The sequence below is a fragment of the Brevibacterium sp. 1718 genome (assembly GCF_051131255.1).
In the GTDB taxonomy this organism is placed as follows: Bacteria; Actinomycetota; Actinomycetes; order Actinomycetales; family Brevibacteriaceae; genus Brevibacterium; species Brevibacterium sediminis.
In genome coordinates this window covers 1,027,630-1,042,471 of sequence record NZ_CP186550.1, presented here as the reverse complement: position 1 = coordinate 1,042,471, position 14,842 = coordinate 1,027,630, and the positions used below count along the sequence as shown (strand labels likewise).

12 protein-coding genes and 1 tRNA gene are annotated in these 14,842 nt (G+C 65.9%); 3 read left to right on the top strand and 10 right to left on the bottom strand.

The features are described from left to right. Window positions 1-105 precede the first annotated feature (105 nt). The 8 genes from guaD to ACOZ9V_RS04420 form a co-directional block, all read right to left on the bottom strand. Window positions 106-1,389 (bottom strand): guanine deaminase, encoded by a 1,284-nt coding sequence (gene guaD, locus ACOZ9V_RS04455; RefSeq protein ID WP_434594009.1) that lies wholly within the window; start codon window positions 1,387-1,389, stop codon window positions 106-108. Between the two features lie 49 nt (window positions 1,390-1,438). After that, window positions 1,439-2,224: a xanthine dehydrogenase accessory protein XdhC gene (gene xdhC / locus ACOZ9V_RS04450; RefSeq protein WP_346659562.1), complete on the bottom strand. Its 786-nt coding sequence runs from the start codon at window positions 2,222-2,224 to the stop codon at window positions 1,439-1,441. Continuing rightward, entirely contained in the window at window positions 2,221-4,599 is a 2,379-nt protein-coding gene (gene xdhB, locus ACOZ9V_RS04445) for a xanthine dehydrogenase molybdopterin binding subunit (RefSeq protein WP_434594005.1), read from the bottom strand. Before xdhB ends, xdhC begins: the two co-directional genes overlap by 4 nt. Beyond that, window positions 4,599-6,056, bottom strand: coding sequence for a xanthine dehydrogenase small subunit (locus ACOZ9V_RS04440; RefSeq protein ID WP_434594002.1), 1,458 nt, complete (start codon window positions 6,054-6,056; stop codon window positions 4,599-4,601). Before ACOZ9V_RS04440 ends, xdhB begins: the two co-directional genes overlap by 1 nt. Window positions 6,057-6,251: 195 nt before the next feature. Continuing rightward, entirely contained in the window at window positions 6,252-7,712 is a 1,461-nt protein-coding gene (locus ACOZ9V_RS04435; protein ID WP_264800756.1) for an NCS2 family permease, read from the bottom strand. A 287-nt stretch (window positions 7,713-7,999) separates the two neighbouring features. Further along, window positions 8,000-8,090 (bottom strand) — tRNA-Ser (locus ACOZ9V_RS04430). Window positions 8,091-8,153: 63 nt separating this feature from the next. Then, window positions 8,154-8,585 carry a nucleoside deaminase gene (locus ACOZ9V_RS04425; protein ID WP_434595349.1) on the bottom strand — a complete coding sequence of 144 codons (432 nt, stop codon included), beginning with the start codon at window positions 8,583-8,585 and terminating at the stop codon, window positions 8,154-8,156. Window positions 8,586-8,617: 32 nt separating this feature from the next. Next, entirely contained in the window at window positions 8,618-9,169 is a 552-nt protein-coding gene (locus ACOZ9V_RS04420) for a tRNA adenosine deaminase-associated protein (protein ID WP_434593998.1), read from the bottom strand. A 73-nt stretch (window positions 9,170-9,242) separates the two neighbouring features. Between ACOZ9V_RS04420 and upp the strand changes: the two genes are divergently transcribed. The 3 genes from upp to ACOZ9V_RS04405 all read left to right on the top strand — a co-directional run bounded on the left by upp (window position 9,243) and on the right by ACOZ9V_RS04405 (window position 12,004). Next, window positions 9,243-9,881 (top strand): uracil phosphoribosyltransferase, encoded by a 639-nt coding sequence (upp, locus tag ACOZ9V_RS04415; protein WP_139469287.1) that lies wholly within the window; start codon window positions 9,243-9,245, stop codon window positions 9,879-9,881. Window positions 9,882-10,168: 287 nt separating this feature from the next. Beyond that, window positions 10,169-10,987 (top strand): winged helix-turn-helix domain-containing protein, encoded by an 819-nt coding sequence (locus tag ACOZ9V_RS04410; protein WP_434593994.1) that lies wholly within the window; start codon window positions 10,169-10,171, stop codon window positions 10,985-10,987. 75 nt (window positions 10,988-11,062) lie between these two features. After that, the gene (locus ACOZ9V_RS04405; protein ID WP_434593992.1) at window positions 11,063-12,004 is read left to right on the top strand and encodes an endonuclease/exonuclease/phosphatase family protein; all 942 of its coding nucleotides are present in this window, start codon (window positions 11,063-11,065) and stop codon (window positions 12,002-12,004) included. A gap of 24 nt (window positions 12,005-12,028) precedes the next feature. On the opposite strand, the gene ACOZ9V_RS04400 is transcribed toward ACOZ9V_RS04405, so the two are convergent. Both ACOZ9V_RS04400 and ACOZ9V_RS04395 read right to left on the bottom strand, forming a co-directional pair. After that, complete coding sequence (locus ACOZ9V_RS04400; RefSeq protein WP_434593989.1) at window positions 12,029-13,219, bottom strand: MarP family serine protease; 1,191 nt, start codon at window positions 13,217-13,219, stop codon at window positions 12,029-12,031. A gap of 9 nt (window positions 13,220-13,228) precedes the next feature. Then, window positions 13,229-14,488, bottom strand: coding sequence for a PrsW family intramembrane metalloprotease (locus ACOZ9V_RS04395; protein ID WP_434593986.1), 1,260 nt, complete (start codon window positions 14,486-14,488; stop codon window positions 13,229-13,231). Window positions 14,489-14,842 lie beyond the last annotated feature (354 nt).

Here is a 14,842-nt window from a genome sequence, read left to right as displayed (position 1 = left end):
AGCATAAGTCGCCCTTGGAGCTCCCGTCAAGACCTGTCCCCCAGAACTACCTGACGGCGGCCCAGCAACCTCGCGCGAGGTTGCTGGGCCGCCGTCAGGTAGCAATTAGGGGTGGAGGGAGACGCCGTCGACCCAGACGTCCGCGATGTCGCCCGGGGTGCCCATGGCGAAGATCTTCGCCAAGGCGTCGCCGTCGTCGGCGGCGTGGCGGATGCCGACGTTCAAGGGCTGGCCCTCGGCCGGGCGGATGAGCACGGCGTCGAAGCGCTTGCCCGGACTCAGCACCCCGACCTCATCGAGTTCGAGCGCTTCGGCCCCGGCAGAGGTCGCCAGGTGCAGCAGATGCGCAGAGGTCAACGCCACTCCCCTGGACGGGTCGAGCTGCTGCATGAAGTACGACTGCACGCCCTCCTTGAGCAGGTTGAACCCGGTGCCCGCTCCGACGTCCGAACCCAGGGCCACCCGGACGCCGGCCTCGATGTGCCGGCGCAGCGGGAAGAAGCCGCTGGCCAGAGCCGAGTTCGAGGTCGGGCAGTGTGCGACCACCGACCCGGCTTCGGCCATCCGCGCCAGTTCCCGATCCTGCGGGTGGACGTTGTGCGCGAGCACGGTGCGCCGACCGACGAGTCCAGCCCGGTCGTACGTATCGAGATAATCACGGGCATCCGGGTGGATCTGCGCGACCCCGGAGATCTCATCGACGTTCTCGTTCAGGTGGGAGGTCACCCAGATGCCCGGGTTCTCCTCCACGAGGCGGCCGCCGGCGGCCAGAAGCTCCGGTCCCGCGGAGAACGAGAATCGCGGGGTCACCGCGTAGCGCAGTCGTCCCTTGCCGTGCCACCGGTCGATGAGCGCTTGGCTCTCCTCGGTCGAACGCTCCACTTCGGTGAGCAGCGCATCGGGCAGGTTCCGGTCGCTCGTCACCAGCCCGGAGGTGATCCGCAGCCCCGATGCTGAAGCGGCGGCGAAGAAGGTGTCCATGGCGCCCGCGAAGTGCGAACCGAAGACCATCGCCGAGGTGGTCCCCGCCGAGATCAGTCCCGTGAGGAATTCGCCGGCCACCGCCTTCGCGTAGGCGGGCTCGCCGAGCTTCGCCTCTTCGGGCAGGGCGCACTGATCGAGCCAGTCGAGCAGCGGCCGCCCGAGATGGCCGATGGCCCTGACCTGCGGCAGATGGACGTGGGTGTCGATGAGTCCGGGGATGAGCACACCGTCGCGGAGGTCGACGACTTGCGCCTCGGGGTGTGCTGCCCGGGCGGAGTCGAAGTCGGTGCGGGAGGTGATGAGTCCGTCGTCGACGACGAGGGCGACATCGGCCGCCGAACGCAGCCGGCCGCCGGTGAATGGGTTGTCCGGCGTATCGAAGACGCGGGCACGGTAGATGACCACAGTGGTTCTCCTTGAGTCAGTGGTGGTGAAAGTCAGTGGTGGTGAAGAGTCAGGCCATGCGGCCGAGCAGATCCGCGGCGACGCTCACGGCGATCGTCGCGGGTGCTTTGCCGGGCAGGTCGGGCAGTCCAATGGGGCACCGGATGGTGTCGATGACCTCGGGCGCGAAGCCTTCGGAGGCGAGGTTCTTGCGGAAGCGCTGCCATTTCGCGTTCGAGCCGATGAGCCCGACCGATCCGAGGTCGCCGCGGGTCAGCGCCGCGGAGCACAAGTGCAGGTCCTCGGCATGGTCATGGGTCATGATGACCACGTGCGCTCCGGCCGGCAGCTCAGTGATCACCTCTTCCCCGACGACAGCGAATTCGCGGCGGATCCGCGCCACCGGCTCCTCCAACTCATCGAGAGCCTCGAGCTGTTCCGGCCGTGAATCGGACACGGTCAGGTCGAGATCATGGCGGGCGAGGATCCGGGTGAGCTCGAGTCCGATGTTGCCGATCCCGAAGATCGCCACCGAGGCGGGCACGGGCAGGGGCTCGAAGAGCATGGTGACCTCTCCGCCGCAGCATTGGCGACCGTATTTGGCCGGAGCCTTGTCGTTGAGCCGCAAGGTGAGCATCTCCGGAGCCGTCTGCCCCTCGGAGAGCAGCTCCCGGGCACGGGTGAGGGCCGTCATCTCGAGATTGCCCCCGCCGATGGTCCCGAACAGGTCATCAGCGGTGGCGATCATCTTCGCTCCCGCCTCGCGTGGGGCATGCCCGCGCACCGCGGCGAGAGTGACGAGGACAGCCGGCACCCGAGCTGCGCGAAGCTCGGCTGCGGTGTCCATCCAGGTCATGACGGAACTCGTTGTCCTTCCCTCGCCGAGGCTGCCGCCCCCGAGTCCTGCCCGCGGGCTTCTTCGATCGCCCAGAACACCGCTTCGGGTGTGGCCGGGGACGCGAGGTCGACGCTGTGGCCGGGTCGCGCGAAGGCACCGACGGCCTCGCGCAGGGCTTCGCGGACGGAGAAGGCGAGCATGAGCGGGGGTTCGCCCACGGCCTTCGACCCGTACACGGCTCCCTCTTCATGCGCTTTGTCGAGGAAGGTGACATTGAAGATCTCAGGGACTTCGGAGAAGCTCGGAATCTTGTACGTGCTCGCCGCCTGAGTGGCCAGTCGACCGCGGCTCGGCTTGTCCGATTCGTCCCAGCGCAGGTCCTCGAGCGTCAGCCAACCGGCGCCCTGGATGAAGCCGCCCTCGATCTGTCCGAGGTCGAGCAGCGGTGACAGGGAGTCACCCACGTCGTGGACGATGTCGACGCGGCGCAGGGTGTAGGAACCGTCGAAGCGGTTGACTTCGACTTCGGACACTGCGGCCCCGTAGGCGAAGTACTTGAACGGTTCGCCGCGCATCTGCGAGAGGTTCCAGTGCAGTCCCTCGGTGCGGTAGAAACCTGAGGCCGAGAGCTGGATGCGCTGGAAGTACGCGGTGTTGATGAGCTCTTCCCAGGTCACCGTCTTCGGAGAGGACAGCGCGGAGACGATTCCCCGCGAGATCTCCACCTCATGAGCGGGTGCCCCGAGGATGCCCGCGGCCACCTGCCGCAGCCGATCGAGGATCTGGTCGCAGGCGTTCTTCACCGCTCCGCCGTTGAGGTCGGATCCGGAGCTCGCCGCCGTCGCCGAGGTGTTCGGCACCTTGTCCGTGCGCGTCGGTGCCAGACGCACCGTCGACAGTGGCACACCGAGGGTGGTGGCCGCGACCTGCAGCATCTTCTGATGCAGCCCCTGCCCCATTTCGGTGCCGCCGTGGGTGACGAGGACGGATCCGTCCTTGTACACGAGCACGAGCGCCCCGCCCTGGTTGAAGGCGGTGAGGTTGAACGAGATCCCGAACTTCACCGGGGTGATCGCCAGACCGCGTTTGATGTGCTCGCTGCCCGAGTTGAACGCCTCGATCTCAGCCTCGCGGGCTTCCAGATCGGATTGGGAGATGAGCTGGTCCCAGCACGCCCCGATCCGCTCGGGATGACGCACCGGCTGATAGTAGGGAGTGTCCTGACCTTGCGCGTAGAAGTTCCGGCGGCGCAGCTCGCGGGCGCTGAGTCCCAGCTGCGGGGCGACGCGTCCGATGATGTCTTCCATGACGAGCATGCCCTGTGGGCCGCCGAATCCGCGGAACGCCGTCTGCGAGGTCTTGTTGCATTTGGCGATGCGGCCGGTGACCCGGATGTTGGGCACCCAGTAGGCGTTGTCGATATGGCACATGGCGCGGGTGAGCACCGGTTCGGAGAGGTCGAGGCTCCACCCGCCGTCCGCGGTCAGCGTCGCATCGAGGGCGAGGATCTTCCCCTCCTCGGTGAATCCGATCTTCCAGGACGAATGGAAGCCATGCCGCTTGCCGGTCATGGTGATATCGCGGGTGCGGTCGAGACGCAGCCGCACCGGCCTGCCCGTGAGCTTCGCACCGAGCGCGGCCAGGGCCGCGTAGCCGTGGGGCTGCATCTCCTTGCCGCCGAAGCCGCCGCCCATGCGCAGGCACTGCACGGTCACCTCGTGGGCGGGAACCCCGAGGACGTGGGAGACGATGTCCTGAGTCTCGGTGGGATGCTGGGTCGAGGACTGGATGAAGACCTGTTCGTTCTCGTCCACGTGTGCCAGGCACGCCTGAGTCTCGAGGTAGAAGTGCTCCTGGCCGGCGAACTCGAATTCGCCTTCGAAGACATGAGCGGCATCGGCGAACGCGGAGTCGACTTCGCCCTTGTCGATCGACAGGGGCTTGCCGTGGTAGCTGTCGGCGGCGATCGCATCGCGCACTGTCACCAGTGACGGCAGTTCCTCGACCTCGGCGGTGACGGCGGCCGCGCCTTCCTTCGCGGCTTCGAGATCCTCGGCGAGCACCCAGGCCAGGGGCTGGCCGAAGAACATGATCTCGTCGACCGGCAGCATCGGCTCATCGTGCTTGACGCCCTGATCGTTGACGCCGGGGATATCGGCGGCGGTGATGACCTTGACGACTCCGGGCACCGCATAGGCGGGTTCGATATCGATGGCGCCGAGGCGGCCGTGCGCGGTCGTCGACTGCACGGGGAAGGCGTGGAGGACCCCGGTGAGACGTCCGACGAGGTCATCGGTGTAGAGCGCGGTACCGGTGACGTGACCGAAGGCGCTTTCGTGGTGGTGGCGTTCGCCGACGACCGGGTCGGCGGGGCGCTGGGAGAGCTGGCTCATCACTGGACCTCCTTGCTGGTCACGGCCGGGTGGCCGAGCTGCTCGGCGTAGAAGCGTTCGAGGGAGGACCGCAGCATCGCGGTCCGGTATTTCGCACTCGCCCGGTGGTCGTCCATCGGGGTGCCTTCGGCGGCGAGGGTCTCGGCCGCCTGGTGCACGGTCTCCAATGTCCATGGCCGGCCTTCGAGGAGGGCTTCGGTGGCGGTGGCGCGCAGCGGGGTGGCGGCGACTCCGCCGAGGCCGATCCGAGCCTTGGCGATCAATCCGTCCTGGATGTCGACGGCGTAGCCGATCGCCACCGAGGAGATGTCGTCGAAACGGCGCTTGGCGATCTTCTGGAACGACGTCAGCGGGGACAGCGGCAGCGGGATGCGGATGGCGGTGATGAGTTCATCGGACTCCCGCACCGTCTGCCGGTATCCGGTGAAATAGTCGGCCAGCGCCACGGTTCGGGATCCGCGCACCGAGGTGAGCACGAGCTCGGCCTCCAGCGCCAACAGAGCCGGCGGTGTGTCGCCGATGGGCGAACCGGTGCCGAGGTTGCCGCCGATGGTCGCCCCGTTGCGGATGAGGCGGGAGGCGAACTGTGGGAACAGCTTGCCCAGCAGCGGAATGTCTCCGGCGAGCTCACGCTCGAGTTCGGACAGGGTGCGGGAGGCGCCGAGTTCGACGAACGACTCGGTCCGGCGGATTCCGCGCATCTCCTCGAGCCGGTCGACGGCGAGGATGTTCTTACCGCGTGCTCCCTTGATGTTGACCTCGACGCCCCAGTCGGTGGCCCCGGCCACGACGGTGGCCTCGGGATCCTGGCTGAGGATGGAGGTCGCCTCGGCGAGGGTGGCGGGACGACGGTAGCGCCCGATCTTTCCCGTGGCGGTGTCGGCGCGCTGATAATCGGTGGCTCGAGCCGACGGGGCCGGGCGGTCACGGCGGGCGGCCAGAGCATCGTCGGCGGCGGGCTCTCCCAGCGCATTCGCGGCGTCGCGGATGGGACGGTAGCCGGTGCAGCGGCACAGATTGCCCGACAGGGAGTGGAGGTCGAAGCCGTCCTCGCAGCGGTCGGGCCGGTAGTATTCGGCGGCCATCGAGGAGATGAAGCCGGGGGTGCAGTATCCGCATTGGGATCCGCCGCGCACGGCCATCTCTTCCTGGACGGGGTGGACGGTGTCTCCGTCGGCCAGACCTTCGGAGGTCACGACCTCTCCCCCGTCGAGGGCTGCTGCCGGCAGCAGGCAGGAGTTCACCGAGGTCCAGCGGGTTCCACCGGATTCGTCGGGGCGGGCGACCATGATCGCGCAGGCCCCGCATTCGCCTTCGGCGCAGCCTTCCTTCGCTCCGGTCAGACCCTGACCGCGCAGGAAGTCCAGCGCATTCGTATGGGGTGGGCCGTCGAACTCACGAACGGTCCCGTTGATTGTCACTTCGGCAGTTGACTGGTCCGTTGTCGCTGCGGACATCGCACTTCACACCTCCCGCGCCTCTCCACTGAGGCGCACAGTGCATGGTTGGAACAATTTGCTTCGTTCTTCGAGCCTCTGGTTATCCATGCGAACAGCGCAGAAGAACGCGGAAGAGGGGACTGGACGTCCCCGCAGGTCAAGCCCCGTGGGCGATCTGACCCTTTCCCCAAGCTGAGTGTCCAACCATTGTTCTCATGCCCCCAAGATAGCCGAAATCGGGCCGCGAACGAAGTACAGGACGAATCCGGCCGAGACGACCCACAGCAGCCAGTGGACCTGGCGGGCACGGTTGCTCATGGCGTGGATGAGCGCCCAGGAGATGAATCCGACGCCGATTCCGTTGGCGATCGAATAGGTCAGCGGCATCGTCACCATGGTGAGGAAGACCGGCAGCGAGGTGCGGAAGTCGGTCATGTCGATCTCGCGGATCTGCGTGACCATCATGGCGCCGACGACGACGAGCGCAGCGGCTCCGGCTTCCATCGGGATGACGGCGATGAGCGGTGAGAAGAACATCGACAGCAGGAACAGCACACCGGTGATGCAGGCGGCCAGACCCGTGCGTGCGCCTTCGGCGATTCCGGCTGCGGAGTCGACGAAGACCGTGTTCGACGATGCGGAGGCACCGCCGCCGAAGACCGCGCCGAGGCCTTCGACGATGAAGGCTCCGCGGATGCGCGGGAACATTCCGTCCTCGGTCTGCAGTCCGGCGCTGCGGGCCAGTCCGGTCATCGAGCCCATGGCGTCGAAGAAGTTCGTGAACACGAGGGTGAACACGAGCATCGTGGCCGCGAGGACTCCGATGTGCTGGAAGCCGCCGACGAGGTCGAAGGCGCCGATGAGACCGAAGTCGGGAAGGGCGATGACCTGTTTCGGGAATTCCGGAGCTGAGAGGTTCCAGCCCAGCGGGTCCGGATTGACCGGGTCGCCGACGGTGCCGAGCTTCGCGAACGCCTGGATGATGATCGCGGCGATCGTGGCCACGATGATGCCGATGAGGATGCCGCCGGGAATCCTCCGCGCCACGAGGATGCCGATGAGGACGAGCGCGAAGACGAAGACCAGCGTCGGCAGGGAGCCGATCGATCCGTCCTGACCCAACTGGACGGGCGGACCGGCCGGGGTGCGGGTGACGAACCCGGCGTTGACGAAGCCGATGAAGGCGATGAAGAGTCCGATGCCCACAGTGATGGCGATCTTCAGCGCGTGTGGGACGGCGTTGAAGATCGCGGTGCGGATGCCCGTGGCACCGAGGACGACGATGATGACGCCGTTGATGACCACCAGTCCCATCGCATCGGCCCAGGTGACCTCCTGAACGACGGACACGGCGAGGAAGCTGTTCATGCCCAGGCCCGCGGCCAGGCCGAAGGGCAGTCGGGCGACGACGCCGAAGAGAATCGTGATGACGCCGGCGACGAGCCCGGTGACCGCGGTCAGCTGAGCGAAGTCGAGGCTGTCACCGGCGACGTCCTGGGAACCGCCGAGGATGAGCGGGTTGAGGACGACGATATAGGCCATCGCGACGAAGGCGACGATGCCTCCGCGGATCTCCTGTCTGATCGTCGAGCCTCGATGGGTGATTTCGAAGAATTTGTCGAGAAGCCCCGGTCTCGAAGATGCGGTCTGCACCGCTTGGTCGTTGTCAGCCATTTTCATGGACCACCTCAGGTTGTTCGATTTGGTCAGCCGGCGACATCATCGTCGTCGGCCCTGCGCCTTGAACATGCGCAATGAGACAGTCGAGTCTTCAACCCCGGATACCGGACCGGGATACCGAAAAGTAATTCCATATCCCGGAAAACTCTTTCTGTTTCACCGAGCAAGTCTCGCCGCTCGACCCTGGTGTGTCAATCATCACACCTCTGCCCGCGCCGATGCCATCCTTCGACGAGACAGACGAAACCCCTGACCAGAAGCGTCTGATCAGGGGTTTCCCTTGGCGGTGGCGGTGGGATTTGAACCCACGGTAGGGGGTTGCCCTACACAACATTTCGAGTGTTGCACCTTCGGCCGCTCGGACACGCCACCGCCGACAACTGTACAGCGGCGGACTTTCTGCGTCCAAATCGGTTCGCCGTGAGCTGGGACACGTCAGCGTTTGGCCGCGAAGAACTCCCTCAGCAGGGCCCGGCTCTCCTCCGCCCGGACGCCCGAGGTGACCTCCGGATGGTGGAGTGCGGCGCGGTCGCGCAGCAGATCCCAGACCGAGCCGACCGCCCCGGCCTTGTCGTCATAGGCCCCGAAGACGACCCTGTCGATGCGGGAGCCGACGAGGGCTCCGGCGCACATCGCGCACGGTTCCAGCGTGACGACGAGGATGCAGCCGTCCAAGCGCCATTCGCCCCTCGCCGAGGCGGCGGCTGAGATAGCCATGAGTTCGGCGTGGCCGAGCGGGTCGGCATCGATCTCGCGTCGATTGTGACCGCGCCCGATGATCTCACCGGCACCGTCGATGACTACGGCCCCGACGGGAACGTCGTCATGAGCGGGCGCCAGGGCCGCCTCGGCGAGGGCATGACCCATCCATTCATCGAGCCGGGTCACGGACGCAGCGGTCAGCGTGCGGCCTCGAGCTGATCGGCGAAGCCGACGGTCTCACCGACATGGGCGACGACGCGGGCCGGGTCGGACCGATAGCTTTCGACCTGGTCGATGAGGGTGGCGGCGGGGACTCCGCAGTCGGAGTAGATATCGGCGTCTCCGCCCCATTCGGCATCGGCGTCGAACTCGAGCATTTCGACCTCGTCTTCGTCGTCCTCCTCGTCGACGGCGGCCTCATCCTCTTCGGCCCCGAAGTCCTCTTCGGGTTCGGCGTCATAGGCATCGGGGCGGGAGTCGAGGAAGTCGGCGAAGATCTCCGCGAACGGGCTCGCCTCTGCCGCGGCGAGATCGGACAGGAAGACCTTGACCTCATTGTTCCGGCACAGGCGCACGAGCCCGAACCATTCGTCTTCGTGTTCGATGACGGCCACGGCCTCTCCGTCATCGCCGGCTGCCGAACGCATCATATCGACGAGGTCATCGAGGTCGTTCGCGTCACGGACGTCGACATCGAGGGCGCGGAAGCCATCGCCGGAATCGGCCAGGATCTCAGTGAAGTACGACATGCCTCCATTGTGAACGCTTCGCCCCGCGTTGACCACTGCCTTAAGCCCGAAGTTCTCCCGTACCATTTGGGGTATGCATCTTCACGTAGCCGACCACCCGCTCATCGCCCACAAACTCACCGCTCTGCGCGATGTGAATACGGATTCCGCTCGTTTCCGACAGCTCACCGAAGAGCTCGTCATGCTGCTCGCCTATGAGGCGACCCGCTCGGTGGCCGTCGAAGACAAGGAGATTTCGACTCCGGTGACGACGACCGTCGGCACCCGCATCGCCGAGCCCCGCCCCGTCGTGGTCCCCATCCTGCGCGCCGGGCTCGGCATGCTCGACGGAATGCTGCGCATCCTCCCCACCGCCGAGGTGGGCTTCCTCGGAATGGTCCGCGACGAGACCACTTTCGAACCCAGCGCCTATGCCGATCGCCTGCCCGATGACCTCACCGGCAGGCAGATCTTCGTCGTCGATCCGATGCTCGCCACCGGCGGCACCCTGGCCATGGCCATCGACTTCCTGCTCGCTCGCGGAGCCCGCGACGTCACCGCCGTGTGCCTCGTCTCCGCACCCGAGGGCGTCCAGCGCATCGAGCGCGACTACAGCGATTCCGCCGAGGTGAAGGTGTACACCGCGGCACTCGATGAGAAGCTCAACGAGAAGGGCTACATCGTGCCCGGACTCGGCGATGCCGGGGACCGGATGTACGGAATCGTCGACTGACGGCACCTGCGGATGACGATTTCGGTCGTCGACCCCGGCGACTGTGACGTCATATTTCGTCACAGTCGTCTCATTTTCGGGTTTTCCTTTGCGCGGCCGAAGTTTTGTGACAAATAATGAAGTCATGACTTCGACGATCCATCAGATGCGAATGCCGGGCGCACATATGTGTATGCCCTGCGTTCGTGGTCGGTGATCGTACTCCCGCTGTCCGGCCTCGAACGAGTTCACTCAAGCAGCGGACTCTTCCAGTCATATCGACCTCATGGTCGGAGCAAAGGACAGCCATGCCGAATCCAGAACCCGCCTACGTCCACCCCCGCAGTGCAGTGGCCACTCGACGTGCAGGAGCCAGGTTGAGCGCAGTCGACCCGCAGAACCCACCGCACACCTACGGGCCCGCCGGAGTCGTCCCCTCGCCGAAGGCCGCCCGCGGAATCATCGTCTACATCGGACTCGACGAGACCAAGGCCGCCGCCGACGGCACGAACCTCTCCGCAATCGCCGCTGAGCTGCAGGCCTACGCCAAGGAACTCGCCAGCCAGGCCGAGACCCAGGCCGTCATCGCCTTGGCACCGGAGGGCCGCGGCAGCGATATCGACGCCGTGCGAGCCGTGGCCAACGGCTCCCCCGCCGCGACCGGTGCACCGGCGGCGACACACGGCCCCGTGCGTTCGCGCATTCCCAACCGCATCCACCCGCCGGCCCTGCGCGAGGAGGCTGCTCCGGCGGCTCTCGCACCCCGCGGTTTCGGCGGACGGGCCGGCGACGCCTACACCCAGGCCACCGGCGAACGTCTGCGCATCGACATCCCTCGCCGCGAGGTCCGCATCGATGGCGACCTCGTCGATGTCACGACGAAGGAATTCGACCTGCTCGCCACCCTCGTCTCCCATGCCGATGAGACCCTGCCCCGTGAGGACCTCATCACCGCGGTATGGTCCGGCGGTGAGGTTCCCGACGAACGCACCGTGGACGTCCACATCCGCCGACTGCGGCGCCGCCTCGGCGAATATGCCTCCGTGGTGCGCACGATGAGGGGTTCGGGGTATCGCTACGACACCCACCCCGATGTGACTGTGTGGAGCGCGACAGCGCGTCGCTGACGTCGTGCGGCTGTGAGCCGCGTCGCAAGTCGCTTCCAGCGTGGGGCCAGACTTCCCGGTTAAGATCGTTGATCGATGAACCAGGCATATTCCTCACCGCGCAGAAGGCACAGCCCCGCGAAGGGCATCACCGCATTGATCTTCGGGATCCTCTATGCGGCATTCCTGCTTCTCCACGATCTGCTGCCGACGCGGATGGGCATCGCGCTCATCCTCGAATCGGTGCTGCCGTGGACGGGAATCTTCCTCGCGCTCGTGCTGCTCATGTTCCTCATCCGCTTCTCGTGGCTCTCGGCCATCGGGTTCCTCGTGCCTGCTCTCGTGTGGACGGGGATGTTCGGCCCTGCCCTGCTGCCGAATGAGGATTCCGGTGATCCGGACCTGACGGTGGCCACCCACAATGTGGGGGCGAGGATGCCACAGCCCACGGCTGCCGCGCAGAACATCGTCGGACGTGATCCGGACATCGTCACGATCCAGGAACTCGAATCCCTGTCCGGCAAGATCATCCACAAGGAGCTCGACTCCTCGTTCGAGCATTCGCAGGTCGTCGACACCATCGGCGTGTGGTCGAAATGGCCGATGTCGGAGCCCGAGGAGGTCGACCTCGGTCTGCAGTGGCCGCGCGCATTCGCGACCACGATCTCGAGCGATCACGGTGACATCCGCTTCTATGCCGTGCATATGCCTTCGGTGCGCCCCGGGCACGAATCGATGCGCAACGCAGCTCTGCGCCGCCTGGCCACGACAGTGGAGACCGATGGTGCCGAGCATGTCATCATCGCCGGCGACTTCAACACGGCGACCACGGACAACAATATGGAGACCTTGGTGCCGCCGCTGCAGGATACCCGGGAAGAGGCCCGAGGCGGCTTCGGCTTCACTTGGCCCTCCCAGTTCCCCGTCACCCGGCTCGACCATGTCCTCTACCGTGGTTTCGACGCCACCTCCGACGAGGTGCTCGAACGCGGATCGAGCGACCACCGCGCCGTCCTCGCCGGACTCGACCTCAAGTAGTCAGGGTCAGTTCGTGCACTGGTTTCAGTTCGTGCACTGCCCCGTCGGCTGCGGTGTGCGCTCGGCGGCACCGGCGTCGAGTTCGTCGGCGATCTCGGCTCGGGTGAGGGCATAGCCGGTTTCGTCATCGGTGGCGGAGCGGGCGAAGACCATGCCGACGACGTTTCCGTCGGCGTCGATGAGCGGTCCGCCCGAATTGCCTTCCCTCACGATTCCACGCAGTGCATAGACTTCGCGGACGACCGACTGCGAATCGTAGATGTCGAGTCCGCGGGCGTTGATCTTCTCCCGCACTCGGGTCGGTGAGATCGTATAGGGACCGTTCGCGGGGAATCCGACGACGACGGAGTCGTCTCCCGGTCCGAGCCCGTTGCCGAAGTCGAGAGCGGGAGCATCGAGACCCTGGACCCGGAGCACGGCCACATCGGCTTCGGCGTCGAATTCGACCACCTCGGCGCGGTAGGGCCTGCCCTTGCCCCCGACCTGTACGGCCAACTCCGTGGATCCGGCCACGACGTGGGCGTTGGTGGCGACGAGTCCGTCTTCATAGACGAAGCCGGAGCCTTCCGAACCGGCGGCGCAGCTGGTGGCCGTCGTCGTGATCTTGACGACCGAGTCCTCGACGCTGCGTCCGACGTCGACCATGCCTTCGTCGGGTTCTCCGACTCCGCGGATCTGTTCGGGCTGCCCGGAGAACACCTGAGGGAATCCGGAGGCGCTCAGTCCTTTCGCCAGTCCGCCCAGGGCGTTCTGGGAGGAGTAGGGAATGGTGCGGTCGATCGCGGCGATGACGGAGGAGTCGGCGACCCAGCGGTTGGGTTCGACGAGCGGGGTGGTGCGGATGAATCCGGCGGCGAGCCAGATGACGAGGACATAGACGATTCCGGCGGTGACGGTGCCGCCGACGGCGTCGATGCCCTGGCCGAGGTCGGAGTCCATATTGTTCTTGATCCACGCCCCGATGCCGCTGCCGGCGAAGGCGAAGAGGACGCTGAGGACCAACGGCATCGAGGCCAGCAGCATGAGCACGCCCTGGTTGTCCATGACGTCGGTGCCGGCGCTCAGCGATTCGACGAGCGGGGAGAGCAATCGGCCGAGGATCCAGCCGACGATGAAGCCCGCCGCCGTTCCGAGGGCGGTGATGATGCCCTGGCGGAACCCGGCGAAGAGCGCCCCGATGCCGAGGACGATGAGGAGAATGTCGAAGATCGTCACCGCTGGAACTTACCGCACAGTCTGTTGGGAGGCGGTCTGTTTGGAGGCCGCGAGCAGACGTTCACGGGCGTCGGCGAACTGCTGGAGTTCGGCCCGTTCGATCTTGCGTTCCTGTTCTCCGCCGATTCCGGCGAGCACGCGCATCCGCGTCGTCGACAGCTTGCCGGAGGTGCGGATCATGGTCTTCATCTCCTCCTTGCCGCCCGGGAACGACTTCGCCCAGTCGCGTCCGTTCTTCCGGCCCTTCCAGGTGCCGAGCATGTCGACCTCGGCATGAGTGAGCCAACCGGAGTTCGCATAGTCACCGAGCATGTTCTGAGTGTGCATGCGTTCGCTGCGGCGCAGGATGAGACCGAGCGTCACCCAGGCGGCGGAGAGGATGACGCTGAGGACGACGAGGCCGATGATCTGCGGAAGCATTCCGCCCATCACGTCACTGGTCGCTTGGCCGAGGACACCGAGGAACGTCATCGAGGCGTTCCAGAAACCGTGCAGGATCATGCCGAGTGCAAGTCCGGGCAGCCACATGAGGATGAGTGACCACCACGGCCATTTGCGGGCGGCGAGTCCGATCGACACACCAGCGCAGGTTGAGAACGCCGTGTGGAGCAGCGGCGATCCGAGGCAGCGCATGGCGAACGTCATGGCGAGGCCCAGAAACTCGCCGTCGTTCCACGACTGGCCGAGGTAGAGGATGTTCTCTGTGAAGGCGAAGCCCGCACCGATGAGCGAACCGTAGACGAGCCCGTCGAGGGGCCCTTCGAAATAGCGGCGAGCGGCAAGGACGATGACGAGGAGGAGGACGGTCTTCGTCGATTCCTCGAGGATCGGAGCTTGAATCACCGCACCGATGACGTCGGGCACACCATTGATGCCGATCATATAGAGCGCGACCTCACCGACGAGTGAGAAGCCGAGGGTGAGGATAACCGAGGCGACAGCACCCCAGAGGAGACAGATGCCCAGGAGGAGCTTCGGCTGCGGTCTCCAGCGGTCGAGCCAGAGGACGTAGGCGATTATGCCGAGAAGAGGGATCGCCGCGAGTCCGATGAGACCGAAGAGGCGGACGCCGAAGCTCAGTCCGCCGAGCAGGGCAAGTAATGCCAATCCGATGACAAGCCCGACGAGAACGAGGATTGCAGCGACGAGCCGGATGATGTTTCCGGTCGAGTCGGGTTCGGTCTCCGGTTGTGTTTTCCGCACGGCGCCGGTCCAGGGAGTGTCGGTGACGACCTGCTGGGGTGCCTGCATGCCTGCACGGATACGCATCTCCTGCGTCACCGTCGGAGCAAACCGCGGCTGAGCATAGACGCGGGCCTGCGCAGGCGGGTGCGCGTACATCACCGGTTGACCAGGCATGGGTTGACCAGGCATGGGTTGACCGGGCATGGGTTGGCCGGGGACAGGCTGCATCTGAGGCTGCATGGGTCGGCCGGGCGCCGGCATCGGCTGTCCCTGATGCGGCATCGGCTGCCACTGCCTAGGCGGCTGGTTCTGCTGCGGCATGGATCGGCCGGGTGCCTGCTGGGGGACTTGTGGCTGCTGCGACCCCTGTGGTCGCGGCCGGAACCGATCATGATTCTGCGACTGACCCTGCTGCGGATTGTGTGGCTGCGGCGGAGG

Excerpts from the sequence above, each read along its gene's own strand:
- ACOZ9V_RS04435 (WP_264800756.1), bottom strand. The coding sequence starts at position 7,712 with ATGGCTGACAACGACCAAGCGGTGCAGACCGCATCTTCGAGACCGGGG.
- ACOZ9V_RS04405 (WP_434593992.1), top strand. The coding sequence starts at position 11,063 with ATGAACCAGGCATATTCCTCACCGCGCAGAAGGCACAGCCCCGCGAAG.
- ACOZ9V_RS04420 (WP_434593998.1), bottom strand. The coding sequence starts at position 9,169 with ATGTCGTACTTCACTGAGATCCTGGCCGATTCCGGCGATGGCTTCCGC.
- ACOZ9V_RS04395 (WP_434593986.1), bottom strand. The coding sequence starts at position 14,488 with ATGCGTATCCGTGCAGGCATGCAGGCACCCCAGCAGGTCGTCACCGAC.
- xdhB (WP_434594005.1), bottom strand. The coding sequence starts at position 4,599 with ATGAGCCAGCTCTCCCAGCGCCCCGCCGACCCGGTCGTCGGCGAACGC.
- xdhC (WP_346659562.1), bottom strand. The coding sequence starts at position 2,224 with ATGACCTGGATGGACACCGCAGCCGAGCTTCGCGCAGCTCGGGTGCCG.
- ACOZ9V_RS04425 (WP_434595349.1), bottom strand. The coding sequence starts at position 8,585 with ATGGGTCATGCCCTCGCCGAGGCGGCCCTGGCGCCCGCTCATGACGAC.
- ACOZ9V_RS04440 (WP_434594002.1), bottom strand. The coding sequence starts at position 6,056 with ATGTCCGCAGCGACAACGGACCAGTCAACTGCCGAAGTGACAATCAAC.
- ACOZ9V_RS04410 (WP_434593994.1), top strand. The coding sequence starts at position 10,169 with ATGCCGAATCCAGAACCCGCCTACGTCCACCCCCGCAGTGCAGTGGCC.
- upp (WP_139469287.1), top strand. The coding sequence starts at position 9,243 with ATGCATCTTCACGTAGCCGACCACCCGCTCATCGCCCACAAACTCACC.